The organism is Micromonospora sonchi, assembly GCF_014646235.1.
Classification (GTDB): Bacteria; Actinomycetota; Actinomycetes; order Mycobacteriales; family Micromonosporaceae; genus Micromonospora; species Micromonospora sonchi.
Genome location: NZ_BMNB01000020.1, coordinates 85,467 through 110,616 on the forward strand (window position 1 = coordinate 85,467; position 25,150 = coordinate 110,616).

Sequence of the window (25,150 nt, forward strand, 5' to 3'; positions counted from 1 at the left end):
AACCGGGTGACCGATGCCGAACAGAGCACGCCCGACGGGCCGGCCGGTGTCGCCATCATCGGCATGTCCTGCATCTTCCCGGCGGCCCCGGACGTGGACACCTACTGGAGCAACATCCTGCGCAAGGTCGACGCGGTGACCGACCCCCCGCCGCAGGCCTGGGACAGCGGCATCTACTACGACCCCGACTTCGCCGACGAGGACAAGGTGTACTGCCGGCGCGGAGGCTACCTGGGGCCGCTCGCGTCGTTCGACCCGCTGGCGTACGGCGTACCGCCGGTGGCGGTGGGCGGGGAGCCGGACCAGTGGCTGGCGCTGCGGCTGGCGCGCGACGCGCTGACCGACGCGGGCTGCACCGAACTGCCGGCGAGCGTGCGGCACCGCACCGCGGTCGTGCTGGGCAAGGGCACCTACCTCAACGGCGGCAACGCCACCGCCGTCCAGCGTGGTCTCGTCGTCGGTCAGACCGTCGAGCTCTTCCGCCAACTGCACCCCGGTTGTTCCGCCGAGTGGTTGCGGCGGCTGCGCCGGGAGCTGCAACGGGTCCTGCCACCCCTGGGGTCGGACGTCGTACCGGGGCTGGTTCCCAACATCATCGTGGGCCGGATCGCCAACCAGTTGGACTTCATGGGGCCCACCTACACGGTCGACGCGGCCTGCGCCTCCTCCCTGGTGGCGGTCCAGTTGGCGATGCGTGACCTGCTCGCCGGCGAGTGCGATCTGGCGGTGGCCGGCGGATCGCAGGTGTGGATGCCGGTCCCCGCGCTCAACGTGTTCTGCCGTCTCGGCGCGCTCTCACCGACCGAGCGGATCCTGCCGTTCGACGAGGACGCGGACGGCACGCTGCTCGGCGAGGGCATCGGCATGCTGGTCCTCAAGCGGGTCGCCGACGCGGTACGCGACGGTGACCGGATCTACGCCGTGATCCGGGCCGTGGGCGTGGCCAGCGACGGGCACGCGGTCGGCGTCATGGCACCCCGGGCCGAGGGCGAGGAGCTGGCCCTGCGCCGGGCGTACGAGCAGGCCGGCGTCGATCCCCGCACGGTGGGTCTGCTCGAGGCGCACGGCACCGCCACCCCCACCGGCGACGTGGTGGAGGTGCAGGCGCTGCGTCGGGTCTTCGGGCACCGGGGGGCCGGGTCGCCCTGGTGCGCCCTGGGGTCGGTCAAGTCCATGATCAGCCACACCATCCCGGCCGCCGGGGTGGCCAGCCTGATCAAGGTCGCGCTGGCGCTGCACCAGAAGGTGCTGCCGCCCACGCTGTGCCGCAAACCCAACCCGAAGCTGGGCCTGGACGACAGCCCGTTCTACCTCAACACCGAGACGCGACCGTGGGTGCACGGCGGACCCCATCCCCGACGGGCCGGGGTCAACGCCTTCGGTTTCGGCGGCATCAACGCGCACGCCGTGCTGGAGGAGGCTCCGGGCGAGGCCGACCCGGTGCGGCTGCCGGCCTGGGACAGCGAGGTGTGCGTCCTGGAGAGTGACTCACCGCGCGGGCTGGCGGAGCTGGCCACCCGGCTGGCCGACACCCTCACCCGTGCGGTGCCGTACAGCCTCACCGACCTCGCCTACTCGTTGAGCACCCGGCTGGGCCGGGTCGAGCGACCGCTGCGGCTGGCCGTCGTCGCCACGTCGCTGGCCGACCTCGCCGGCAAGCTGACGAAGGCGGCCCGGCGGCTGGCCGAGCCGGACTGTCGGCGCATCCGGACGGTGACCGGCACCTACTTCGCGGCGGATCCGCTGGCCCGCGCCGGCACGCTCGCCTTCCTCTTCCCCGGCGAGGGCGCCCAGTACGCCGGGATGCTGGCCGACCTGTGCCTGAACTTCCCCCAGGTGCGGGAGGTCTTCGACCGGGTCGACCGCCGGTACGGGGGCGAGGCGGGTGGCGACCGACCGAGCAGCCACATCTTCCCCCGCCCGGCCTTCTCGGCGGCCGACCGGGCCGCCGCCGACGCCCGCCTGAACGAAATGGACACCGCCGTCGACGTGGTCCTCGCCGCCAACGCGGCCCTGCTGGTGCTCGCCGGCGAGCTGGGGCTGCGGCCCGACGGCGGGTGCCTGGGACACAGCTCGGGCGAGTACTCCGCGGCGATCGCCACCGGGGTTCTCGCGGTGCGTGACGAGACGCGGCTGGGCCAGTTCGGCGCGCGGCTGCGCGCCCTCTCCGCCCAGGCACGGGCTCACGGGGAACTGCCGCACGCGGTGTTGCTGGCGGTCGCCGCCGACCGCGACCGCGCGGGGCAGCTCGCCCGCGAGGCGGGTGGGCTGCACCTGGCCATGGACAACTGTGCACACCAGGTGGTGCTGGTGGGTGACCGGGCCGCCGCCGACCGCGCGCGGGAGTTGGCCACGAGGGCCGGGATGCTCTACGACGAGCTGCCGTACGACCGGGCGGTGCACACCCCCCACTTCGCCCCGTACGCGGCCGGGCTGCGCGCCGTCGTCGAGGACATGGAGATCGCTCCGGCGCAGGTGCCGCTGTACTCGGGTGCGACGGCTGCGCCCTACCCGGCCGACCCCGACGAGGTGCGCCGGCTGCTCGTGGAGCAGTGGGTCCGCCCGGTCGAGTTCCGGCGCGCGGTGGAGCGGCTGCACGCCGACGGGGCACGGATCTTCGTCGAGGTCGGACCGCGCGGCAACCTCACCTCGTTCGTCGAGGACATCCTGCGCGGCCGCCCGTTCTGCGCGGTGCCGGCGGACCTGCCCCGCCGTACGGGCACGACCCAGCTCAACCACCTCGTCGGGGTCCTCGCCGCCGAAGGGGTGGCGGTGGACCCGTCGGTCCTCTACGCCCGCCGGAGACCACGGCTGGTCGACCCCACCGCGCCCGAGCAGCCCACGGTCACGGGGCGTCCCAGCACCGTGGTGCCATTGGCGACGGGCTGGCCGATGCTCCGGCTCTCCGCCGACGCGCTCACCGCGCTCGCCGACGCCGCCGGCCCCCTGCCCACGCTGTCACCGGCCGCACCGGCCGAGCCCGAGCCCGTCCCGGCGGGCCCGGTGCCGGCGCCCGGTGCCGGAACCGCCCCGCCACTGCCGGCGGGTCCGGCGTCGACGCCCGGCGCCGGGGCCACACCGCCACTGCTGGCGCGGGCCGCACCGGACGCGGTGATGTCCGAGCACCTGGCCACGATGCGGCGGTTCCTCTCCGTCAGCGAGCACGTGGTGCGGGCCTGGCTGGGCAGTTCGGCGCCGGCCGGCACCGGGCGACAGTGGCGGCTGCTCGGCACGCCGGTGCGGTGGTCGCCGGGCCGGGAACTTGTCGCGCGGCGGGCGGTGGACCCGGCGCACGACGATTACCTGCGCGATCACACCCTGGGCGGCGCGGTGTCCGCGCTCGATCCCGCCCTGCGCGGCCTGGCCGTCATGCCGCTGACGATGAGCCTGGAGATCCTCGCCGAGGCCGCCGCCCGCCTGGTGCCCGGGCACACCCTGGTCGGCCTGCGCGACGTGCGGGCCCACCACTGGCTGGCCTGGGACGACCGGCCGCAGACGCTGGAGGTGAGCGCGCGCCGCCTGGCACCGAGTCAGGGTCGCGAGCGGGTCGAGGTGCGGCTGCGCAGCCTCGCCGGTGACGGCTCGCGTACGGTCCCCGCCGTCGAGGGCACGGTGCTGTTCGGCGTACGCGAACCGCAGCCGCCGCCGGCCGCGGACCCGCCGCCGGCGGCCACCGGGTCGCGGTGGCGGGCCGACCAGCTCTACACCGACGGCATGTTCCACGGTGCCTGCTGGCAGGGCGTCGCGGCGATGGAGCTGACCGCCCGGCGCGGCTCGACGGCCCGGCTGCGGGTGCTTCCCCTCGACCGGCTGCTGCCCGACGCCCCGGACCATCCGTTCCTCCTCGACCCGGTGGTGCTGGACGCCGCCGGTCAGGTCATCGGCCTCTGGGCGGCGGAACAGCTCGACACCGCGGCGGTCATCTTCCCGTACGAGGTGGGTGGGCTGGAGGTGTTCGGTCCTCGCCCACCGGTCGGCACCGAGCTGCGGTGCACCGCCCGCACCGAGCTGGTCGGCGACCGGGTGGTCCGGTCCGACATCGACGTGAGCACTGTGCGGGGCGAGGTGTGGCTGCGGCTGACCGGGTGGGCGGACCGCCGCTTCGACCTGCCGTCCGAGCTGCGTCCCCTGCTCCTGCCACCGGAACGGGCCGGGCTGTCCCAGCCGTGGTCGCCGCCCGGGCTCGTCGACGGCACCGCCGTGGCCTGCCGGCGCGTGTCGACCGCGCTCCGCGGCGATCGGGATTTCTGGCTCCGGGTCTGGGCGGCCCGGGTCCTCGCCCCGGCGGAACGCCGCCGCTTCGCGGCGCTGCGCCTGTCCGCGGGCCGACGCACCGAATGGCTCGCCGGCCGGACCGCGGCCAAGGAGGCGGTCGCGCAGCTGCTGGCCGACCGGTTCGGCATCCGGCTCCTGCCGGCCGACATCGAGGTGGCGACGGACCCTCGGGGCCGCCCGCTCGTGCACGGCGGCTGGCAGGAGAACGTTCCGGCGGTGCCGGTCGTGTCCATCACCCACACCCCGGAGGGCGCGGTGGCGGTGGCCGCGCTGCCGGAGACCTCACCCGGGTCGCCCGCCGTTGGGCAGCACGCCGAAAGGGAGTCCGATGTCCGCTGATCCGCGCATCCTCGCCGACGTCCTCGCCCTCGTGGCGGAACTGGCCGGCGACTGGGAGTACGACGACCCGATCACCCCCGACACCCGGTTCCTCGCCGACCTGGGGCTCGAGTCGCTGGACCTGGTGGTGTTGGGCACCGCGCTCCAGCATCGCCACGGGCCCCTGCCGTTCGCCGAGTTCCTCGCCGAGCTGGGCCGTCGTCCGGTCGACACCCGCGACGTCACCGTCATGGAACTGGTGGACTTCCTCGGCGCGCACCGCCCGGTGCCGGCTCCGGGGGGTGCGCTCTGATGGTGCAGACGCTGCTGATCGGCCTGGACGGGGCCACCTTCACCGTCCTGGACCCACTGATGCGCTCCGGTGTCATGCCGGCCCTGCGGGACCTGACCCAGCGTGGGGTCCGCGCCCCGCTGCGCAGCGTGATGCCGCCGCTGACCCCACCCGGCTGGACGTCGCTGGTGACCGGGCAGCGCCCGGGCCGCCACGGCGTCTTCGACTTCTTCCGCAAGGTGTCGTCCGACGGCGAGTACTTCCGGCTCACCACCGCCCAGGATGTCGCCACGCCCTCAATCTGGTCGTTGGCGAGCGCCCACGGCAGGAAGGTGGTGGCGCTGAACTTCCCGGTCATGTTCCCGCCACCGGCGGTGCACGGCTACGTGGTACCGGGCGGCTGGATGCCGTGGCGGCAGCTGCGCCTCGGTTGCCACCCGCCGGAGCTGTTCGACCAGCTCCGTGAGCTGCCGAGCTTCAACCCGCGGGAGCTGGCGCTGGACATGGCGCTGGAGGCGAAGACGGTGGAGGGCTGCCCCGACGAGGAGTACGCGGACTGGGTGGACCTGCACGTCCGGCGCGAACAGCGGTGGTTCGAGGTGGCGCGGCACTTGCTGACCCGCGAGCCGGCCGACCTGGTGGGCATCGTCTTCGACGGCGTGGACAAGCTCCAACACCTGTGCTGGCGCTTCCTCGACCCGGCCGCGCTGGCCGCGCCGCAGGCCGGCTGGGGTGCGGACATCACGGCGCGCTGCCTGCGCTACTTCCGGGAGTTGGACAACCACATCGCGGCGCTGGTGGACCTGGCCGGTCCCGAAGCCACCGTCATCCTGGCCTCGGATCACGGCTTCGGTCCGACCACCGAGATGTTCTACCTGAACGCCTGGCTGGCCCAGGCCGGCTACCTGAGCTGGGCCGACCGCGGCGGCCCCGTGGACAGCGCGGCCCCGCGCGTCGGCTTCCACGACATGACCCGGCACGTCCAACTGCTCGACTGGGACCGGACGCTCGCCTACGCCGCGACACCGAGCAGCCAGGGCATCCACATCGTCTGCCGGGAGCCGGGCACCGACCGGCCGCTGCCGGCGTCGCGCCGCCGGCAGATCCGCGACGATCTGGTCGCCGACCTGCGCGCCGCCCGGCATCCGGTCACGGGCGACCCACTGGTCTCGCGCATCTGGACCGCCGAGGAGGCGTTCGCCGGGCCGTTCGAGGAGCTGGCACCGGACGTCTCCGTCGAGCTGTACGAAGGTGCCGCGATCTCGATCCTGCGGTCCGACACCGTGGTCCGGCCGCAACCACAGCCGAAGGGCAACCACCGGTGGGAAGGCATCTTCCTCGCCTGCGGTCCGGCGATCCGCTCGGGGGTGACCGTGCCGGAGCTGCCCATTGTGGACGTGGCACCCCTGGTGCTGCACAGCCTGGGCGTGCCGGTGCCCGACGACCTGGACGGCCGGGTGCCGGAAGCGGTGCTGGTGCCGGGCGCGGCCACGAAACCTCCCGCGCCGCCCACCACCCCGCCACCGCCACCGCCCCCGCCGCCCCCACCGGCTCAGCCGACGGCGACCGAGGCGGTCTACGACAGCGACTCGGAACTCGTGATCGTTTCGCGCCTACGGGCGCTCGGATATCTGGACTGAGGGAGGGACACATGCCGAAGGTAACCCTTCCGAGCGGGCTCAGGCTGCACTACCAGCGGATCGGCTCGGGGCCCGACGTGGTCATGGTGCACGGCCTCACCGGCAACCTCGCGGTCTGGCACCTGCGGATCGCGTCCCTGCTGATCGACCGCTCAAGGCTGCTCACCTACGACCTGCGCGGCCACGGCTACAGCGACATGCCACCGTCCGGCTACTGCCTGGACCAGATGGCCGCCGACCTGCTCGACCTGCTCGACGCCCTCGACATCGAGCGGCCGTACGTCGTCGGGCACAGCTTCGGGGCGGACATCGCCCTCTACTTCGCCCACCACCATCCCGAGCGGGTACGCGCCGTGGTCGCCATCGAAGCCGTCCTGCCCGCCATGATGTACCTGCGGGCCGGGAACGACTGGCAGGGCTGGTCGGACTGGGCGGCCGTGCTGGCGCAGTCCGGGCATCCCGTCCCCCCGGAACGCCGCACCGACCTGGGCTATTTGCTGCGGCTCAGCCTCAAGGTGCCCAAGCGGTGGGGACCGTTGCAGGGCTTGCCGCGCAACCCCGCCCCGTTCCTGCGGTTGCTGGACGAGACCACCATGGCGTCCGAGGTCGCGCAGGTCGGCGGTTTGCCGGCCGAGGCCATCCCGGAGATCCGCAGCGCCGTGACCCTCGTCTACTGCGAGGGCTCCGCCCTGCTGGGGACGTTCGACTACCTGCGCGAGCGGCTCCCCGACGTGCACCCCGTGCTGCTGCCGCGTACCGAGTGGGGGCACTTCGGGCCGCTTGAGCAGCCGGACGAGGTGGCCCGGCACATCCTCGGCGCCCTCGGGCCCGCCGAACCGTCGACCGCGACCGCGCAGGGCTGAGCCATGAGCGGTCGAATTCAGCAGCGAACGGCGGGCCCGGTCCTGGTGACGGGCGCGTCCGCTGGACTGGGCCTGGAGACGGCCCTGTACCTGGCGGAGCAGGGGCTTCCGGTGCACGCGACGGTGCGCGACGACGCCACCCGACAGGACGTCCTGCGCGCGGCGGCAGAGCGGAACGTCGGGCTGCGCGTCCTGCGCCTGGACCTGACCGACCCGGCGAGCATCGACCAGGCCGTGCGCACGGTGGTCGACGAGGCGGGCGGAATCTACGCCCTGGTCAACAACGGCGGTATCGGGCTACGCGGTTGCCTGGAGGATCTGTCGGACCGCGAGGTCCGGCACCTGTTCGAGACGAACGTGCTCGGCACCCTGGCCGTGACCCGGGCGGTGCTGCCGCACATGCGCCGCGCGGGCCGGGGCCGGGTGGTGACGATCTCGTCCGTGGGCGGTCGGATCTCGTCCTTCGGGGTCGGGGCGTACTGCGCCACGAAGTTCGCCCAGGAGGGATTCGGCGAGGCGCTGGCCCTGGAGGTGGCGCCGTTCGGCATCCGGTCGGTGCTCATCGAACCTGGGATGATCAAGACGACCCGGTGGACCACGAACCGGGGGGTCGCGGCCGGCGCCCTGGATCCGGGCAGCCCGTACCGGGAGATGTTCGTCGCCGCCGAGGAGGTGGCGGACCGGATCGTCGACCGCAGCCGGACACGCCCCGTCGACGTGGCGAAGGCCGTGCACCGGGCGATCACCGCCGAGCACCCGAGGATGCGGTACGTCGTCGGCCGGCCGGCGTCCGTGGTGATCCGGATGCGCAGGTTCCTGCCGGAACCGCTCTTCGAGCGTGTCTACTTCGGTCCGTTCCTGCGGCGGCTGAGACGGGCGCACGCCGGCGCCACAAAACCGCCCGCCGATCCGCAGGCCGGCGATGCCACCCCACCGCCCGCCGACCCGCGGGCCGGCGCCCGAGGAGGTGCCTGATGGCTCGTTTCCTGGTCACCTGCTGGCCGTTCGAGGGGCACGTGTTCCCGCAGCTGAGCATTGCGACGGCGCTGCGCGAGCGGGGCCACGAGGTGGCTTTCTACACGGCAGAGCGGGCCCGACCCACGATCGAGCAGGCCGGCTTCGCGGTCTTTCCCTTCGATCGGGTCCCGGCGGACCACTGGCAGGTCGTGCAGGACATGGAGCGGCGGCGCAACACCCGCCGCCAGTCGCGCCGGGTGGCGTACCAGGCGTTCCGGCACTGGTTGGTGGAGTCCATCCCGGACCAGGTGGCCGACCTGGAGCCGCTGCTGCGGCGGTGGCGGCCGGACGTGCTGATCACCGACCTGTCCATGTGGGCGCCGATCGTGGTGCTCTGGCAACGCGACAGGATTCCGGTCGCGCTCTCCTGCACACTGATGGGCCCGATGATTCCCGGGCCGGGGGCGCCGCCGTGGGGGTTCGGGCTCGCCCCGGCGAACTCGGCCTGGACCCGACTACGCAACCGGGCCCTCAACCGGCTCACCGACCTCGCCGCCACCGGCGTACGCCGCCGCGTCGACGCCATCCGCGCCGAACACGACCTACCCCCACTCGGCGAATCCGTCAACGCCTTCACCGCCCGCCTCCCCCTCTACCTCGTCGGCAACATCCCCCAACTCGACCACCACCGCACCGACCTACCCCCCACCGTCCACTACGTCGGCCCATGCGTGTGGCACCCACCCGCCACCGACACGGACAGGACCTGGATGAGCTCTATCCCGACCGACACTCCGTGGGTGCACGTGACGGAGGGGACCTCGCACCATCAGTCGGACCCGTTCCTGCTGCGGGCCGCCGTCCGCGGACTCGCCGGAGAACCCGTCCAAGTCATCGCCACCACCGGCACCCAACGCGACCCCCACACCCTCCACCTCGACCCACCCGCACCCAACATCCACACCACCCAATGGCTCAGCCACACCCACCTCCTCCCCCACTGCGCCGCCGTCATCACCACCGGCGGGCCGGCGACCATCATGGCCGCCCTCCAACACGGCAAACCCCTCATCATCGTCCCCACCACCTGGGACAAACCCGACAACGCCCGACGCATCACCGACGCCGGACTCGGCATCACCATCAACCCCAAACACTGCACCCCCAACCGCCTCCGCACCGCCACCCAAGAAATCCTCACCAACCCCACCTACCGCACCAACGCCCACACCATCGCCCAACACCTCGCCACCACCAACGGACCCACCCACGCCGCCCACCTCCTCGAAACCCTCACCACCCACCACACGACGGAGGTGTCACAACCATGACCGCACCCGAATCGCCTACAACGGCCGCAGCCCAGGCACAGGCGGGCATCCGCGCCGTCAAGGGGGGTGGGCGCTGATGGCCCGCTTCCTGGTCACCTGCTGGCCGTTCACCGGGCACGTGTTCCCGCAGCTGAGCATTGCGACTGCGCTGCGCGAGCGGGGCCACGAGGTGGCGTTCTACACCGGAGAGAAGGCCCGGTCCACGATCGAACAGGCCGGTTTCCCGGTCTTCGGGTTCTCGTTCGTCGACGAGCGGCGGGTGTACTCGTTGATCGAGGTGTTGGAGCGGGGTGAACCCGGCAACCGCCCGAAGCCCGGGTTGCTCCGGGACACCCTCCGGCACTGGTTGGTGGAGACCATCCCGGACCAGGTGGCCGACCTGGAGCCGCTGCTGCGGCGGTGGCGGCCGGACGTGCTGATCACCGACCTGTCCATGTGGGCGCCGATCGTGGTGCTCTGGCAACGCGACCACATCCCCGTCGCGCTCGCCTCCACCTTCCTGGGCCCACTCATCCCGGGACCCGGCGCACCGCCGTGGGGGTTCGGGCTCGCCCCGGCGAACTCGGCCTGGGCCCGACTACGCAACCGGGCCCTCAACCGGCTCACCGACCTCGCCGCCACCGGCGTACGCCGCCGCGTCGACGCCATCCGCGCCGAACACGACCTACCCCCACTCGGCGAATCCGTCAACGCCTTCACCGCCCGCCTCCCCCTCTACCTCGTCGGCAACATCCCCCAACTCGACCACCACCGCACCGACCTACCCCCCACCGTCCACTACGTCGGCCCATGCATCTGGCACCCACCCGCCACCGACACGGACAGGACCTGGATGAGCTCTATCCCGACCGACACTCCGTGGGTGCACGTGACGGAGGGGACCTCGCACCATCAGTCGGACCCGTTCCTGCTGCGCGCCGCCGTCCGCGGACTCGCCGGAGAACCCGTCCAAGTCATCGCCACCACCGGCACCCAACGCGACCCCCACACCCTCCACCTCGACCCACCCGCACCCAACATCCACACCACCCAATGGCTCAGCCACACCCACCTCCTCCCCCACTGCGCCGCCGTCATCACCACCGGCGGAGCGGCGACCATCATGGCCGCCCTCCAACACGGCAAACCCCTCATCATCGTCCCCACCACCTGGGACAAACCCGACAACGCCCGACGCATCACCGACGCCGGACTCGGCATCACCATCAACCCCAAACACTGCACCCCCAACCGCCTCCGCACCGCCACCCAAGAAATCCTCACCAACCCCACCTACCGCACCAACGCCCACACCATCGCCCAACACCTCGCCACCACCAACGGACCCACCCACGCCGCCCACCTCCTCGAAACCCTCACCACCCACCGCACGGCGGCACCCGAGCCGAATCACCGGCGTGCCCTACGGGCCAGGAGAGAGACATGAAAGCGAGATCCAAGCTGCTGCCGAGCCTGCTCGTCGTCGCCGTTGCCGTCGGGCTCACCCCGGTGACGGCCGTCCGGGCCGCGCCCCCCGGCTCGGAGAATATCGCCGATCGGGGCTTCGGCGACCCGCGCAACAACTTCGCGTGGTCCATGGCCTGGTTCAAGGGACGGCTCTACATCGGCACCGCCCGCAGCCAGACGTGCGTGGAGAAGGCCACGCTCGACTTCTACTACCCGAACCGGGGGTACTACAACACCGAACCCAATCCGGAGGTGACCTGTCCGAGAGACCGGTACGACCTGGACCTGCGCGCCGAGATCTGGGAGTACACCCCGGAAACCCGGCGGTGGCGGTTGGCCCTGCGGTCACCGGCCGACCTGCCGAATCCGCGCGCCCGGGGAAAGTTCGTGGCCCGCGACATCGGCTTCCGCGGCATGCAGGTCTACACCGAGCCCAGCGGCAAGCAGGCGCTCTACGTCTTCGGGGTCACCGCGAACGAGTACATCCCCGAGTTGGCGGCGGTGAACTCGCCGCGCATCCTGCGGACCACAAACGGCCAGACGTTCACCCCGTTGTCCGGCGGGCCGGGCAGCATCGACACCCCCTACGGACGGCGGCCGGCCATGGGGTACCGCGCCACCGCAGTGCACAAGGGCCGGCTGTTCGTGACCGCCACCAGCGGCTTCACCGGCGACGGCGCCGTCGTCGAGGTCAAGGAGCCGTGGAGCAAGAAGCCACGGTACGAACAGATCAGCCCGGCGGGGTTGAGCGTCTTCGAGATGAAGACGTTCAACGGAAAGCTCTACGTCGGGGCGGGCGACGCGCGTACCGGCTACTCGGTGTGGCGGACGAACGCGGCCGGTCGTTCACCCACCTTCACCCCGGTGGTGACCGGCGGTGCGGGACGGGGTTCGGAGGTCACCTCGGTCGTGTCGATGCGGGTATTCAAGGACCGCCTGTACGTCGGCTCCAGCGGCTGGTACTCCGCGCTCTTCCCGGCCTCGGAACTGATCCGGATCAACGCCGACGACAGCTGGTCGCTGATCGTGGGCAACTCCCGCTCCACGGATGGGGAGAGGTTCCGACACCCGCTCAGCGGGCTGCCGGACGGATTCGGCAACATCTTCAACGCCCACTTCTGGCGCATGCAACCGCACGCGGGGGCGCTGTATCTCGGCACCAACGACTGGAGCCACATCCTGCAGACGTTACCGGTGCTCAACCGGCGCCTGGCCGGCCAGTTCGGCTTCGACGTGTACGGCAGCTGCGACGGGCGATCCTGGTTCACGGCGACGACGAACGCCTTCGGTGCCAGCCCGTACCACTACGGCGTCAGGACGATGGCGTCCACGCCGGCCGGCGCCTTCTTCGGCAGCACCAACGACCTGTCCGGCACCGGGGTCTGGCGCGACTCGACGGCCTCGCCGTGCGCCGCGACCTCGAGCACGGCCTCGACGTCGGGGGCAGCGGTGCCGCGTCCGCCGACCGGGCTGACCGCCTCGGCCGGCCGCTGCGGCACGGTGCTCAGCTGGGACCGGGCGCCCGCCACCACGAGCTACGCGGTCGAGCGCGCCGAACTGTACCGGGTCACCGGCGTCGGCCTCGCGCCGCCGCCACCGGTGCGCGACGGCTTCCGGCCGCCGACCCCGCCCGGCCTGATCCCGGGCGCATCCGGGCGGCCGTTCTCGATCCCGGGTTCCTTCGAGGTCATCGGCGTGTCGGCCAGCACCAGCTTCACCGATCGCACCGCCGTTGCCGGCGTCGGGTATCTCTACCGGCTGGTGCCGCGCGGCTCCGGATCGCGGCTCGCCGCGACCGCCGGCATCCTGCCGCAGGCCGAGGCACCGATCCCGGCGGTGCTGCGCACCGGGGTGCTGCGGCTGGTGCGGCGGGAGCAGTTGAGCCGGTCGGTGGAGCAGCGGTTGGCGGAACTGGCGGAAACCCTCACCGGTGACGCACCCCGCTACGCCGAGCTGCGGACGCTGCTCGACGGGCCGGCCCTGCGGCAGGTACGCGACTCGGCCGCGCGGGAGGACCTGTCCCACGGCACGCTGCTCCAGCAGCGGCACGAGGCGGCGCGGCGGTGCTGACGCAACGCGCGGTGAGTGGGGCGGTGGACGATCCCCGTCCACCGCCCCACCGTGGTCAGCAGGTGTTCAACATGCTGCTGAGCGCCGACTTCTCGGCGCTGTCGACAGAGAGTGCGTAGTACCACTTCACCTGGATCCAGGCCCGGGCGTAGGTGCAGTGGAAGTCCGTCCGCGGCGGTTTCCACGCGGCCGGGTCCTTGTCGCCCTTGGCAGAGTTGACGCTGCCGGTGACCGCCCACAGCTCCGGGCCACCCAGGTCGTTGGCGTAGGTCTGACGCTGCGCGGTGCTCCAGGCCCAGGCCCCGGACCGCCAGGCCTCGGCGAGCGGCACGACGTGGTCGATGGAGATCTCGGCGGGACTGGTACGCGTCAGCCCGTCATACGGGCTGTACCAGGACCCGGAGGTCGGGTAGCAGTTGGCGTCGACCGTGACGTTGCTGCCGTCGCGCTTGAGGACCTGTTCCCGGGTGTTGCAGGTGCCGGTGATCGTGATCCAGTGCGGGAACAGGTCACGTTGATAGCTGGACTGGTGGGACTCGGCAGCGACGGTGAGCGAGTTGAGCCGGCCCACCGCCGTGCTGTACGAGGGGATGTTGGGCGGGGTGGCCCGGGCCGGCGCCGGGACCACGAGGGTGGACAGGGCGACGGCGGTCACCGCGACGAGGGTGACCCTGAGTAGACGAACCACTGGACGACTCCTTGCTGTCGCCTGCCACGGCGGGCGGAGGCCCGCGCTGACGGCACCGCAGGGACGACACGGATTGTCGCAAACATAGAAATCTTTGAATCAGATAGCGCGGCAAGCCTCGGTTAATCAAGCGCCTGGTCGAGTCTTGTCGGTAACTGTCGTCGGCGTGTCCGCTCGGTGAGCGGGCAGCCGAGGGTCGTGGTGTGGGGGTGTGGCCCTGTCGAGCTGAGAGCGTGCGCGGATCGCGATGATCGACGGGCGGCTCAGGGTGGCGTGGGGTGGCGTGGCTGACGGGCCTGCGGCATTCCGCAGGGCTGGATCGGCAGGATGGCAAGCCGATGGTGCCGCGCGCGGGGCCTTCGGCGACGGCGACGGCGACGGCGACGGCGACGGCGACGGCGACGGCGACGGCGACGGCGACGGCGACGTGATCATCGCCTGGTCGGTGTGCCGCCCGGCGCGGGGGTGGTGATAGCGCAGACGAGTCAGCTCGACAGCGGCCGGCAGCGACATCATCTGGGCCCGAAACATCCGCCCCGGGTGTTGGAGAGACCGGCAATCAGGTGGTGGCGAGGTGGGCCCAGGGGATGGTGGGTCCAGGGGATGGTGGGCCCAGGCGAGGTGGGCGCGGTTGCTGGAGGTGTGGGCGGCACGGGTTGCGGCATGTCGGGGTGTTCGGGTGCCCGGGGATGGCGCGAGTTGCGGCATGTCGGGGTGTCCGGCCTTGTGGGTGGCGCAGGTTGCGGGATGTGGGGGTGTCCGGGCCGCTTGAGACCGCGGATTGCGGCATCCTGCGAGCAGAGCCGCGGATTGCGGCATCCTGCGAGCAGCGCCGCGAGGTGCGGTGTCGTGTGCGACGGGTGCGGTTGCGCAGGTGTCTCATCGCCCGGCCGGGTTGACGTGCCAGGGCCCGCCGCCGCCCGGTTGCCGATCGCCCTACCGGCAGGACTTCTAACCAGGTGCGTGACGCCGGTTGACCCCGGCGCCCGCTCTAGGGTGCCGGGGTCCGGCTGACCGTACGGATGTAGCCGTTGAGCAGGGCGAAGTCGCGGCACTGGCCGCCGCCCCCACCGGCCCCGTCCAGTGCGGTGCCCGCCCGTCGGCAGTTGACCCGCAGGCTCACCACCGCGCCGGCGGGAACCTCGATCGGGGACACCACGTGGTAGTCCAGGTCGCGGAAGTTCTGCAACGCGACGGTCTGCACCGTCGTCCCGTCGATCACCAGGTCGAGACGCCCCTCGTCCCCCTGCGGGTTCTGCAGGAAGATGTCGGTCAGCACGAAGACCCGCCGGGACGGCACCGTGTACTGGTCGGTGCGGGTGGCGCGCGCCGGCGCGGTGACAGCGAGCCGTCGGCTGAAGGACCGGGCACCGGGCGGCAGCGCGGGCACCCCCACCGGCGGGCTGGCGCTGGGGCTGGGCCGCGGCGGGGCCGGCGCGGCGCTGACCGCCGCGGCCGCCTGGTCGGCCTTGGTCTGGGCCTCCTGGGCCCGGGTGTCGGCGGCCCGAGCCTGTTGGGCCACCGGAGCGACCTGCTCCTGCGCGGCCTCCTCGGCGAGCGACTTCACCGTCGGGCGCAGCAACGCGTACCACAGACCCGCGCCCAGCAGCGCGAGCACCAGCAGCGCCGCCACCACCCGGCCGATGCCCTGCGGGAGCACCGGCTCCTGCACCGTGGCGGCGTCGAGCCGGGCCGGCGGAAGGTCGTCGGTGACCACGTCGACCTGGAACGGCAAGGTGACCGGTTGGCCCCGCCACAGCAGCTTGCGGGCCCGGGCGCGGACCTGGACGAACGCGGCCTCACCCGGTGCGACGGTCAGCTCCGCCGGGCGGATCGCGAACGCGAGCCGGTTGTTCGGGTCACTGCCGTTCAGCGCCACGCCGAGCGGGATGTTGCCGACGTTGGCCACCGACACCTCGTGCCGACCGGTACGCCGCCCGCGCGAGGTGCGCGGCAGGATCTCCGGTGTCACCGCCGAGAACGGCAGCACCCGTACGGTGCCCTCCGGCACCACCTGCGTGTCCGGGCTCTCGGCCGGGGTGACCCGCACCGCGAACGGCCGTTCCCCGGCCACCACCTGCGCCGAGCGGGGCGGCTGGAAGTGGACGACGACGGACCCGGTGTCGCCGGGATAGACCGTGACAACGGGCGGCTCCACGCTGGTCCAGCCGGCCGGCTCGCCGAGCACTTCGATCGCGTACGACTCGACGATCGGCCCGGTGTTGCGGATCTCGAGCCGGCAACTCGCCTCGCTGCCCGGGCTGACCACGACCAGGTCTGCGTCCAGGTAGGCCTCGGTGCTCATGGCCGCGACTCTAGGATCGACCGGGGCGGTTCAATCAAACATAGAGGAAGACCTTCGGGCAACGCGTACGGGCCGTTGAGTCCACGTTGACTGCACGATTGGTGCCCAGGGCGATACTCACCGCGACGTGTCGTTCGACTGTGCGCTGCTTGGGGGAGCCAATGCGACGTCTGCCCGTCCACCTCTACTCCACTGACGTGATCTCACGCGCCGGCGTTGTCAGCCAACTCCGGCCCCGCCCGGAGGTGTTGCTGCTCGACGAGTCCGAAGCGGACCAGGCGGACGTCGCCGTGATCGTCAGCGACAGCATCGACGAGCCGGCCCTGCGTACGCTGCGGGGGCTGCGCAGCCGGAGCCGGTCCGCCCTGGTGCTGGTGGTCACCCAGACCGACGACGCCGGTCTGGTGGCCGCCGTGGAGCACGGGGTCGCCGGCATCGTGCGCCGGTCGGAGGCGAGCGCGGACCGGCTGGTGGCGGTGATCCAGGCCGCCGCGGCCGGTGAGGGCGCGGTGCCACCGGACCTGCTGGGCCGGCTGTTGCAGCAGGTCGGGACGTTGCAGCGGGAGGTGCTCGGGCCGCGCGGGCTGACCTTCGCCGGGCTGGCCGAGCGGGAGGTGGAGGTGCTGCGGCTGGTCGCCGACGGCTTCGACACCGCCGAGATCGCCAGGAAGCTGTCCTACTCGCAGCGGACGATCAAGAACATTCTGCACGACGTGACGAACCGGCTGCATCTACGCAACCGCTGCCACGCGGTAGCGTACGCGCTGCGCAACGGCCTGATCTGAGAAGGCGGCTTTGCCCGTACGGGCAGTCGGCGCTGCCCGCAGGCCGGCCCGCACCGGCACGACCCGGGCGGACGCCGGCGGCCAGGGTGGTGGCACCGGTCTCCACGGGGAGGTGTCGTGCGCTGGGGCAACCGCCGCTGGGGTGTCATGGTGCTCGGGTTACTGGCCGGGCCGGCCCTGGTCGCGCCCGAACCGAGCGCGCCGGCGCCGCCGCCCGCGGCGCCCACGGCACCCGCGTCCGAGGTCGACCATCGACTCGGCTACGCCAGCAGCGAGCGGCCCACCCTGGTGGTCAGCCGGGCCGGCACCCGGGCCCCGGAACCGCTGCTGACCGAGGCCGAGCGCGGTGACGCCGAGCAGGACGCCGACGCGCGCGCCGGCCGGGTGGTCTGGGTCCTGCGCCGGGCCGCCGCCGACGGCGCCGACCTGGCCGGCGGCCTCTGGCTCCGCCGGCCGGGGGCGGCGCCGGTGCGGCTGGTCGGCGGCCCCGGCGCGGTCGCGCACCCGGCCCTGTCTCCCGACGGCCGGCGGATCGCTTTCACCAGCGACCGGGCCGGCAACGCCGACATCTGGGTGGTCGACACCGACGGCAGCGGGCTGCGCCAGCTCACCGACCATCCGGCCGAGGACAGCTGGCCGACCTGGTCGCCCGACGGCACCCGGATCGCGTTCGCCAGCACCCGGGCCGACCTCGCCGGTGACCTCTGGGTCATGCCGGCGGCCGGCGGCGGGCCGACCCGGCTGACCGACGGCCCGGCCGCCGACGGGCAGCCCGCCTGGTCGCCCGATGGTCGCCGAATCGCCTTCACCACCACCCGCTTCGCCCCGGCCACCGCCCCCGGCCGGCGTACGGTGGCCACCGTGGCCGCGACGGGCGGCGTGGTGACCCGGGCGCTACCCGGCCCCGGGGACGCCACCGAGCCGGCCTGGTCGCCGGACGGCACCCGGCTCGCCTTCACCGCCACCGACGCCGATCCGTCCGGCGACGTGCACGTCCTGCGGGACGGGCGGGTCACCCCGGTGGCCACCGGCCCGCTGCCCCAGCACCACCCGGCCTGGCGGGGCGACGACCTGATCTGGACGGCCACCGACACCGACCGCACCGGCGACGTGTGGAGCGCCGACGCCTCCGGCGGCGACCGGCGGGATCTCACGGCCCGGCCGGGGCATGACGAGACCGGGCCGGCGTTCAGCCCGGACGGCAACCGGCTGGCCTACAGCGCCGAGCAGCCCGACGGCGGGGCCCGCATCGTCGTCGCCGACGCCACCGGCGCCGACCCGCAGGTGCTGGCGCCGCCGGGCACCATCGGGCAGGACCGGGACACGGACCCGACCTGGTCGCCGGACGGCACGGCGATCGCCTTCACCCGACAGTCGTCGGACCAGCGCCGACCGTCGCGGATCCTGGCCGTCTCGGTGACCGACGGGCGACTGCTCACCGAGGTGCCGATGCCCTGGTTCCTGCGCGGCACCGACGCGCAGCCGTCCTGGTCGCCGGACGGACGGCAGCTGGCCTTCGACCGGGACGCCTGGGCCCGGGACAGCGAACTCGAATGGCCCCTCGTGGACCGGCCCGCGCTGCCCGGCACCACGATCGATTTCACCCAGTCGGTGCGTACCCCGCAGATCCCACCCCGCCCCGACATCGTCTTCCTGGTCGACGACACCGGCTCGATGGCTGCGCCGGGCGAGGGCGGCGCGAGCGTGATCAGTCAGCTCAAGACCCGACTACCCGAGGTGATTGCCAGGGTCCGGGAAATCCAACAGGACCCCTACTTCGGCCTGGCGACGTTCAGCGGTCGGGCCAGCACAACCGGTGCACATGATCCCAACATGTACCTCCCCCGACAGACGTTGACCAACGACGACGATGCCATCAACCAGGCGGTCGGGCAGCTGAACGCGAACAGCGACTTCGGTACGGAGAACTGGTTCTACGCGCTGTGGCAGCTCGCCGGCAACGTGGGAATCGGTTTCCGGGAGAAGAGCAGCCGGGTGGTGGTGTTGATCACCGACACCTACAGCGTGGACAAGACTTTCCCACCCCCGAATCAGGGCGAGATCAAAGAGGCCGAGCTCATCACCAGGTTGCAACAGGCGGGGATCGCGGTGATCGGCGTGTCCATCACCAGCTCCGGAGGCGAGCTCGGACTCCACTACGACGAGGCAGCCAAAAACATCACCACGGCAACCAAAGGTGCGCTCACCGCCGACAGCAACCCCGGGCAAATGATCGAGGCGATCATCGACGCCGTCCGCAAGCTCAAGGTCACCGTCAAACCCACCGTCACCAGGTGCGACGACGGCCTCTCCGTCAGCTTCGATCCCGACCCCGCCCAGGTGGATGCCGGCACCCGGGCACAGATCCGGGAAATCATCACCGTCGCGCCGGACGCGGTTCCCGGGTCGGTGCTGCGCTGCACGCTGTTCTTCGACCTCGACCCGGCGCAGCCCAACCGCGACGCCGAACAGGAGCTCATCGTCCGGGTGGCCCAGCCCGGCGCGCCCTTCGTCCGCGTCGACGACCTGCGCGTACCACCAACCGGGCCACAGGGCGCGCGGGTCAACTATCAGGCGTCGGCAGTGGACGGCGTCGGCCGACCGCTGCCGGTGCGCTGCCAGCCGCCGCCCGGTTCGCTGTTCCCGATCGGGCAGACCGTGGTGACCTGCACGGCCACCGATCGCGCCGGCCGGACCTGGTCCGACCCTGGTCTGATCGTCGTGGCCGACCCGGCGGCCCAGGGGCGCCGGATCTGGCTGGCCCGCCTCGACGGCGACCCCGCCGGCACGCTTACCGTCACCGACCAGTGGGATCTCAGCGCCCGGGTGGGCGAGGGCTGCCCGAGCCGCTCCGCTGACCGGGCGCCGGCCTGGTCGCCCGACGGCGGCGCCATCGCGTACGCCGACAGCGCCGGCGACCTGTGCGTGGTACGCCCCGACGGTACCGGCGCGCGTCATCCGCTCGCCGCCAGCGATCGCGACGGCCGTACGGTGACCGATCCGGCCTGGTCCCCGGACGGCCGACGGATCGCGGTGGCGTTGAGCCGCCTCCCGGCGTCGGAACCTGCGGCGAGCGGCGGCTCGGACATCGTGGTGCTGCCCAGCGGCGGCGGCCCGGCCACCCCGGTGATCCGTGAGGTGGGCCGTCAACCAGCGTTCCAACGCCTGCCGGTACCCGACCTGAGCCTGACCGTCTCGGTGAGCGGCCAGCCCGGCTACGTGGGCGGCGACCCGAGCACCGTCACCTTCACCGTGCGCAACACCACCGACCTGCCGGCCGACAACGCCTGGCTGGACATCACCGCGCCCACGCCGCTGCTGCCGCTGGTCACCACCGACGCGCGCTGCGACGCCGAGCGGCGGTTCTGCCAGCTTGGCACGCTCGGCCCCGGCACCCAGCAGGTGATCAGGGTGGTGCTGCCCGCGCGGGCAGCGGTCGCCGCGCCGGTCGGCGGCCGGCTCACCGCGACCGTACGACAGGTGTCGGCGACGCGTACCGCGCAGGCGCCGGTGCGGGTGCTGGCCCCCCGGGTACGCCTCGACCCGACGATCGGCCCGCCCGGCTTCGTCACCGCGGCGATCGGCACCGACTTCCCGCCCGGGGCGCGGGTGCGGTTGAGCTGGTCACCGGGGATCACCACCACTCCGGACACGGTGACAGTGGCGGCGGACGGCAGCTTCCGCACCCAGGTCCTGGTGCTGCGCAAGGACGTCCTGGGTCCCCGCGAGCTGACCGCCGAGCGGGTCTCCGGGCGCGCCTTCGCGCCGGTACGCGCGCCCGAGCCGTTCCTGGTGGTGCCGCGTGGGCTCGGTCCGCCCGCGTTCACCGGGCGGGGGTGAGGCGATGATCCACGAAATCGACGACGCGCTGCGCCGGCTGGTGCGGGACGAGGCGCTGCCCGGGTCCGGGGTGGAGATCGTGCTGGAGGCACCGACGAAGGAGTGGGCGGCCCGGCGCAACGCCCCCACCGTCAACCTCTACCTCTACGACATCCGCGAGGATCTGCGCCGGCGCTCCCGGGGCCTGATCAACGAGTACGACGAGCGGGGCCAGGTGGTACGCCGGGTCGCCCCACCCCGCTACATGAAGCTGTCCTACCTGGTCACCGCCTGGACGCAGCGGCCGGAGGACGAGCACCGGCTGCTCTCCTCGCTGCTGCTGTGCTTCCTGCGCTTCGACGCCGTACCGGCGGCCGTGCTGACCGGCTCGGTGGCCACCATCGGCATGCCGGTGCCGATGACGGTCGCGCTGCCGCCCCCCGAGGACCGGGCCTTCGCCGACGTCTGGACCGCCCTCGGCGGTGAGTTGAAACCCTCGCTCGACCTGGTGGTCAGCACCCCGGTCGACAGCGGTCGCGAGGTGCCGGTCGGGCCGCCGGCCTACGAGGGCGTGGTCGCCGAGGTCGCCGACACCACCACCGGCGGTGAGGCCGACCGCGTCGGGCACCGTCCGGCTCGGACCGGGCGCTGACGCGTGGTCGGCGAAACTCGGCCGCTGCTGCACCGCCTCCAGCGCCTGGAGCTCGCGGTGCGCGCGGCGGTGGCGCGTCGACGGGAGAGTGACCCGCAGCCGGACGACCCGTTCCGTGGGCTCTACCTTTCCGACGAGGCGGTCGACGCGGCCCTGGCCACCGCCCGCGAACCGTTCGACCCGTGGCCGGTGCACAGCACCGAACCCGTCGCCGAACAGTCCGGCGGACCGACCACGACGCGCACCGACGGACGGTCCGGCGATCGGCTCGCCGCGCTGGCGGTCGCGGCCGGGCTGACGCCGCTGGACGAGGCGCTGCTGCTGGTGGCGCTCGCCCCCGACGTGGACAGCCGCTTCGAGCAGTTCTACGGCTACCTCAACGACGACGTGACCCGCCGTCGCCCCTCGATCGGCCTGGCGTTGCGGCTCTGCGGGCTGCCCGAGGCGGCCGCGTCGGCCCGGCTGCGGCTGGCGGCCGGAGCGCCGCTGATCGACCTGGCGCTGCTGCGGGTGGACTCCCCCGACCGGCCGCTGCTCAGCCGTGGGCTCTGGGTGCCGGACCGGGTCGGCGGGTGGCTGCTCGGCGTGGACGCTCCCGAGCCACTGCTGGTCGGGCTCGCCGCCCCGGTCACCCCGTCCGGGCCGCCGCCGGCCGACGCGGCACCGCTGGGGCGGGCGCTGGACCGGGCCGGGGCCCGGTTGGCGTACCTGCGGGAGCGGCCCGGCGGCAGCGCGATCGCGCTGGCAGCGGCCGCACTCGACGGTGCCGGCCGGGCCGCCCTCGCGGTCGACCTGCCTCGGCTGGCGGCCGATGCGCACCCGGCGGAGCTGGCCACCGCGCTGGTCCGGGAGGCGTTGCTCACCGGGGCGGGGCTGATCGTCGGGCCGGTGCAGGGCGACGAGCCGTGGGCGGTCTGGGTCCGGCTGACCGCCGGCGAGGTGCCGGTGCTGGCGTACGGCACGCAGCCGTGGGATCCGGCCTGGACGGCACGCGCGCCGTTGCAGGTGGAGGTGGCGCCGCTGGGCGCCGAGGAACGGGCGGCGGTGTGGCGGTCCGTCCTGCCCGACGGGCTGGCCGACGGCCTCGATCCGGCCGCCGCCACCGCCCAGTTCGTGCTCGGGGCGCCGGCCATCCAGCGGGCCGCCTCGGTGGCTGTGCAGCTCGCCACGGCTGCCGGTGAACCGGTCGACGAGACGCACCTGCGGGCCGGCGCGCGTACCCAGAACGCGGCCGGCCTGGAACGGCTGGCTCGGCGGATCGTGCCGGAGGTCGGCTGGGACGACCTGGTGCTGCCGGCGCCGACGCTGTCGCTGCTGCACGAGTTGGCCGGGCGGGCCCGGCACCGGGACCGGGTTCTGCGGCAGTGGCGGATGCGCCCCGGCGGCGGGCGCGGGCACGGGGTGACCGCGCTGTTCGCCGGCGACTCCGGCACCGGCAAGACGATGTCGGCGGAGGTGGTGGCCGGCAGCCTGGGGCTGGACCTGTACACGGTCAACCTCGCCACGGTGGTGGACAAGTACGTCGGGGAGACCGAGAAGAACCTGGAGCGGATCTTCGGCGAGGCGGCCGGGGTGAACGGGGTGCTGCTCTTCGACGAGGCGGACGCCATCTTCGGCAAACGCTCGGAGGTCCGCGACGCGCACGACCGGTACGCCAACATCGAGAGCGCGTACCTGCTGCAACGGATGGAGACCTTCGACGGGCTGGCGGTGCTCGCGACGAACCTGCGGGCCAACCTGGACGACGCGTTCACCCGGCGACTGGACGTGGTGGTGGACTTCCCGGTGCCCGACGAGGCGGCCCGCCGGGCGCTCTGGGACCGCTGCCTCGGCGAGCGGGTGCCCCGCGCCGCCGATGTGGACCTGGACTTCCTGGCCGAGGCGTTCGAGCTGGCCGGCGGGCACATCCGCTCCGCCGCGGTGACTGCCGGCTACCTCGCCGCCGGCGCAGGCCGCCCGGTCGGAATGGCGGAGCTGATCGGCGCGGTCGGCCGCGAATACCGCAAACTGGGCCGCCTGACCCTGGAGAGCGAATTCGGCCCCTACCTCGCCCTGGCCAGCTGACCCGCTCACCCACTTCGCAGCGTTGATCAAGAAGTTTGCGTCAGATTCCGCCCGGGTCTCGACGCAAACCTCTTGATCGACGCCGCTGACCGCCAGCTCGTGCCCGTTTGGGCAGGGGTTGTTGCCCGTCCTGTGGCGCTGAGCGACCGGCGGGAAACCAGGGGTCCGGTGCACGGTCAAGGTGAACCTGGCAGCAGGGGGTAACCATGCGCGGACACCGTGAGTTCGATTCCGAAGCGGCCGTACGCCCGGCCGGCGACCGCCCGACCGGCGCCGAACGGGAGACCGAGTCCCTGACGTACGCCGCCGCGACCGCCGGCCGACCCGACGTGCTCGGCGCGTCCGGGCTGCTCGGCCTGCAACGGGCGGTGGGCAACCAGGCGGTCGGCGAGCTGCTGGAGCCGGAACGCTCCCCGGTGCACGACGTGGTCCGCTCCGGTGGCGGTTCGCCGTTGACCCCCGAGGTGCGGGCCGACATGGAGTCCCGCTTCGGCGGGCAGGACTTCTCCGACGTCCGGGTGCACACCGACGGCGCCGCGCACGAGTCGGCGAAGTCGGTCAACGCGCAGGCGTACACCGTCGGGTCGAACATCGTCTTCCAGCGCGACAGCTACGACCCGTCATCGTCGGCCGGGCAGCACATGCTCGCCCACGAGCTGACCCACGTGATGCAGCAGCGCAGCGGCCCGGTCGACGGCACCGACACCGGCGGCGGAGTCAAGGTCAGCGACCCGTCCGACCGGTTCGAGCGGGAGGCCGTCGCCAACGCCGACCGGCTGATGTCCACCCCCGCCGCGCCCGCCCCGGCCGCGCCCACCCCGGCCGCGCCCGTGCAGCGGGCCGTCGAGCACGACGGCCACGACCACCCGGTGGCGCAGCGCGAAGAGGAGATGTCCGAGGAGGACGAGTCGGCGCAGACGTACGTGCAGCGGCAGGAGACCGGCGAGGAGGAAGAGGAAACCCCGACTTCCTGACCCCGCCGGCCGCCTTCGGTTGCGCCGTTGCCCCATCGGGCAACTTTCGTGGCACCTCCGAGAGGCTGCACGGCCAGTGACCAGTGACTCGAAGTGTCGGACGCTCGTTCTCACGGTGAACTGAGGTGTTGCCTGGGCCGGGAGGTGCAGCGTGAAGGCGCCGGCCGAGGAGCGAGGGGTCGAACGCGCTCCGGCACGCCCGGCCACGCCGCCACCGACCCGGCCCACCGACGACCTGGACGCGATGACCGCGGCAGATCGTCGTACCGACAGTCGCCCGTTGAGTCCCGCCGTCGCCCAGCGGTTGCAGACGGCAGCCGGCAACCGTGCGGTGTCCGCCCTGGTGGCGCAGCGCAGGGCAGCGGGCTCGACGGCGCGTCGACCCCCGGCCGCCGCCCGGTCGACTCCCGGCGATCGGCAGCCGAAGAGCGGCCCGACGTCGTCGCCCGCCTCGGCAGCAGCCCAGCTGACCTCGGCTCCTACAAGCGATGCCGCCGCTGTCGAGCCGTCGATCAACGTACCGGTGCAGCGTTTGGCTCCTGGCGCGGACGCGGGGACCGGGCGGCGGCCAGGCCCCAACGCGGATCCGAAGTTCGCGGCACTGAAGGCGGACGTGCGGGGCAAGCAGAAGCTGCTCGCGGCGCATCCGCCGGCGAAGTCGGAGGCGGCTA

16 protein-coding genes and 1 pseudogene are annotated in these 25,150 nt (G+C 72.9%); 15 read left to right on the forward strand and 2 right to left on the reverse strand.

Going from position 1 to position 25,150, the window contains the following annotated elements; genetic code table 11:
* Positions 1-6: 6 nt before the first annotated feature.
* From IEY61_RS20670 to IEY61_RS20705, 8 genes are all read left to right on the forward strand, one after another.
* Positions 7-4,614, forward strand: coding sequence for a type I polyketide synthase (locus IEY61_RS20670; RefSeq protein WP_189046802.1), 4,608 nt, complete (start codon positions 7-9; stop codon positions 4,612-4,614).
* A complete protein-coding gene (locus IEY61_RS20675) occupies positions 4,604-4,906 on the forward strand; it encodes a phosphopantetheine-binding protein (RefSeq protein WP_189046805.1) in 303 nt (100 codons plus the stop codon). The genes IEY61_RS20670 and IEY61_RS20675 overlap by 11 nt, the downstream gene beginning before the upstream one ends.
* A complete protein-coding gene (locus tag IEY61_RS20680) occupies positions 4,906-6,525 on the forward strand; it encodes an alkaline phosphatase family protein (RefSeq protein WP_189046807.1) in 1,620 nt (539 codons plus the stop codon). The genes IEY61_RS20675 and IEY61_RS20680 overlap by 1 nt, the downstream gene beginning before the upstream one ends.
* A gap of 11 nt (positions 6,526-6,536) precedes the next feature.
* The gene (locus IEY61_RS20685; protein WP_189046809.1) at positions 6,537-7,388 is read left to right on the forward strand and encodes an alpha/beta fold hydrolase; all 852 of its coding nucleotides are present in this window, start codon (positions 6,537-6,539) and stop codon (positions 7,386-7,388) included.
* A gap of 3 nt (positions 7,389-7,391) precedes the next feature.
* Positions 7,392-8,363, forward strand: coding sequence for an SDR family oxidoreductase (locus tag IEY61_RS20690; RefSeq protein ID WP_189046811.1), 972 nt, complete (start codon positions 7,392-7,394; stop codon positions 8,361-8,363).
* Positions 8,363-9,676, forward strand: coding sequence for a glycosyltransferase (locus tag IEY61_RS20695; RefSeq protein WP_189046813.1), 1,314 nt, complete (start codon positions 8,363-8,365; stop codon positions 9,674-9,676). Before IEY61_RS20690 ends, IEY61_RS20695 begins: the two co-directional genes overlap by 1 nt.
* Before the next feature lie 76 nt (positions 9,677-9,752).
* Positions 9,753-11,102 carry a nucleotide disphospho-sugar-binding domain-containing protein gene (locus IEY61_RS20700; protein WP_189046815.1) on the forward strand — a complete coding sequence of 450 codons (1,350 nt, stop codon included), beginning with the start codon at positions 9,753-9,755 and terminating at the stop codon, positions 11,100-11,102.
* Positions 11,099-13,192, forward strand: a complete 2,094-nt coding sequence (locus IEY61_RS20705) for a hypothetical protein (RefSeq protein WP_189046817.1) — start codon at positions 11,099-11,101, stop codon at positions 13,190-13,192. Before IEY61_RS20700 ends, IEY61_RS20705 begins: the two co-directional genes overlap by 4 nt.
* A 55-nt stretch (positions 13,193-13,247) precedes the next feature.
* Here the strand turns inward: IEY61_RS20705 and IEY61_RS20710 are convergent, their stop codons facing one another.
* Positions 13,248-13,880, reverse strand: coding sequence for an HNH endonuclease family protein (locus tag IEY61_RS20710; protein WP_189046819.1), 633 nt, complete (start codon positions 13,878-13,880; stop codon positions 13,248-13,250).
* 247 nt (positions 13,881-14,127) lie between these two features.
* Here IEY61_RS20710 and IEY61_RS20715 point away from each other — a divergent pair, with 247 nt between their 5' ends.
* Entirely contained in the window at positions 14,128-14,352 is a 225-nt protein-coding gene (locus IEY61_RS20715; protein WP_189046821.1) for a hypothetical protein, read from the forward strand.
* A gap of 519 nt (positions 14,353-14,871) precedes the next feature.
* On the opposite strand, the gene IEY61_RS20720 is transcribed toward IEY61_RS20715, so the two are convergent.
* Entirely contained in the window at positions 14,872-16,185 is a 1,314-nt protein-coding gene (locus IEY61_RS20720; protein ID WP_189046823.1) for a COG1470 family protein, read from the reverse strand.
* Between the two features lie 161 nt (positions 16,186-16,346).
* Here IEY61_RS20720 and IEY61_RS20725 point away from each other — a divergent pair, with 161 nt between their 5' ends.
* From IEY61_RS20725 to IEY61_RS20750, 6 genes and pseudogenes are all read left to right on the forward strand, one after another.
* Positions 16,347-16,970, forward strand: coding sequence for a response regulator transcription factor (locus IEY61_RS20725; RefSeq protein WP_189046825.1), 624 nt, complete (start codon positions 16,347-16,349; stop codon positions 16,968-16,970).
* Positions 16,971-17,087: 117 nt separating this feature from the next.
* Positions 17,088-20,810 (forward strand): VWA domain-containing protein, encoded by a 3,723-nt coding sequence (locus IEY61_RS20730; protein ID WP_189046827.1) that lies wholly within the window; start codon positions 17,088-17,090, stop codon positions 20,808-20,810.
* 4 nt (positions 20,811-20,814) lie between these two features.
* On the forward strand, positions 20,815-21,441 hold the full coding sequence (locus IEY61_RS20735) for a Pvc16 family protein (protein WP_189046829.1): 627 nt from the start codon (positions 20,815-20,817) through the stop codon (positions 21,439-21,441).
* Positions 21,442-21,444: 3 nt separating this feature from the next.
* Positions 21,445-23,505 (forward strand): ATP-binding protein, encoded by a 2,061-nt coding sequence (locus IEY61_RS20740; protein WP_189046831.1) that lies wholly within the window; start codon positions 21,445-21,447, stop codon positions 23,503-23,505.
* Between the two features lie 206 nt (positions 23,506-23,711).
* On the forward strand, positions 23,712-24,479 hold the full coding sequence (locus tag IEY61_RS20745) for an eCIS core domain-containing protein (protein ID WP_189046833.1): 768 nt from the start codon (positions 23,712-23,714) through the stop codon (positions 24,477-24,479).
* Positions 24,480-24,630: 151 nt separating this feature from the next.
* Positions 24,631-25,150: pseudogene (locus tag IEY61_RS20750) on the forward strand (hypothetical protein); the annotation flags it as partial.

What these genes read in the sequence shown, in the direction of transcription:
- IEY61_RS20675 (WP_189046805.1), top strand. Translation starts at nt 4,604, where the DNA reads ATGTCCGCTGATCCGCGCATCCTCGCCGACGTCCTCGCCCTCGTGGCG.
- IEY61_RS20680 (WP_189046807.1), top strand. Translation starts at nt 4,906, where the DNA reads ATGGTGCAGACGCTGCTGATCGGCCTGGACGGGGCCACCTTCACCGTC.
- IEY61_RS20685 (WP_189046809.1), top strand. Translation starts at nt 6,537, where the DNA reads ATGCCGAAGGTAACCCTTCCGAGCGGGCTCAGGCTGCACTACCAGCGG.
- IEY61_RS20690 (WP_189046811.1), top strand. Translation starts at nt 7,392, where the DNA reads ATGAGCGGTCGAATTCAGCAGCGAACGGCGGGCCCGGTCCTGGTGACG.
- IEY61_RS20695 (WP_189046813.1), top strand. Translation starts at nt 8,363, where the DNA reads ATGGCTCGTTTCCTGGTCACCTGCTGGCCGTTCGAGGGGCACGTGTTC.
- IEY61_RS20700 (WP_189046815.1), top strand. Translation starts at nt 9,753, where the DNA reads ATGGCCCGCTTCCTGGTCACCTGCTGGCCGTTCACCGGGCACGTGTTC.
- IEY61_RS20705 (WP_189046817.1), top strand. Translation starts at nt 11,099, where the DNA reads ATGAAAGCGAGATCCAAGCTGCTGCCGAGCCTGCTCGTCGTCGCCGTT.
- IEY61_RS20715 (WP_189046821.1), top strand. Translation starts at nt 14,128, where the DNA reads ATGATCGACGGGCGGCTCAGGGTGGCGTGGGGTGGCGTGGCTGACGGG.
- IEY61_RS20720 (WP_189046823.1), bottom strand. Translation starts at nt 16,185, where the DNA reads ATGAGCACCGAGGCCTACCTGGACGCAGACCTGGTCGTGGTCAGCCCG.
- IEY61_RS20725 (WP_189046825.1), top strand. Translation starts at nt 16,347, where the DNA reads ATGCGACGTCTGCCCGTCCACCTCTACTCCACTGACGTGATCTCACGC.
- IEY61_RS20735 (WP_189046829.1), top strand. Translation starts at nt 20,815, where the DNA reads ATGATCCACGAAATCGACGACGCGCTGCGCCGGCTGGTGCGGGACGAG.
- IEY61_RS20745 (WP_189046833.1), top strand. Translation starts at nt 23,712, where the DNA reads ATGCGCGGACACCGTGAGTTCGATTCCGAAGCGGCCGTACGCCCGGCC.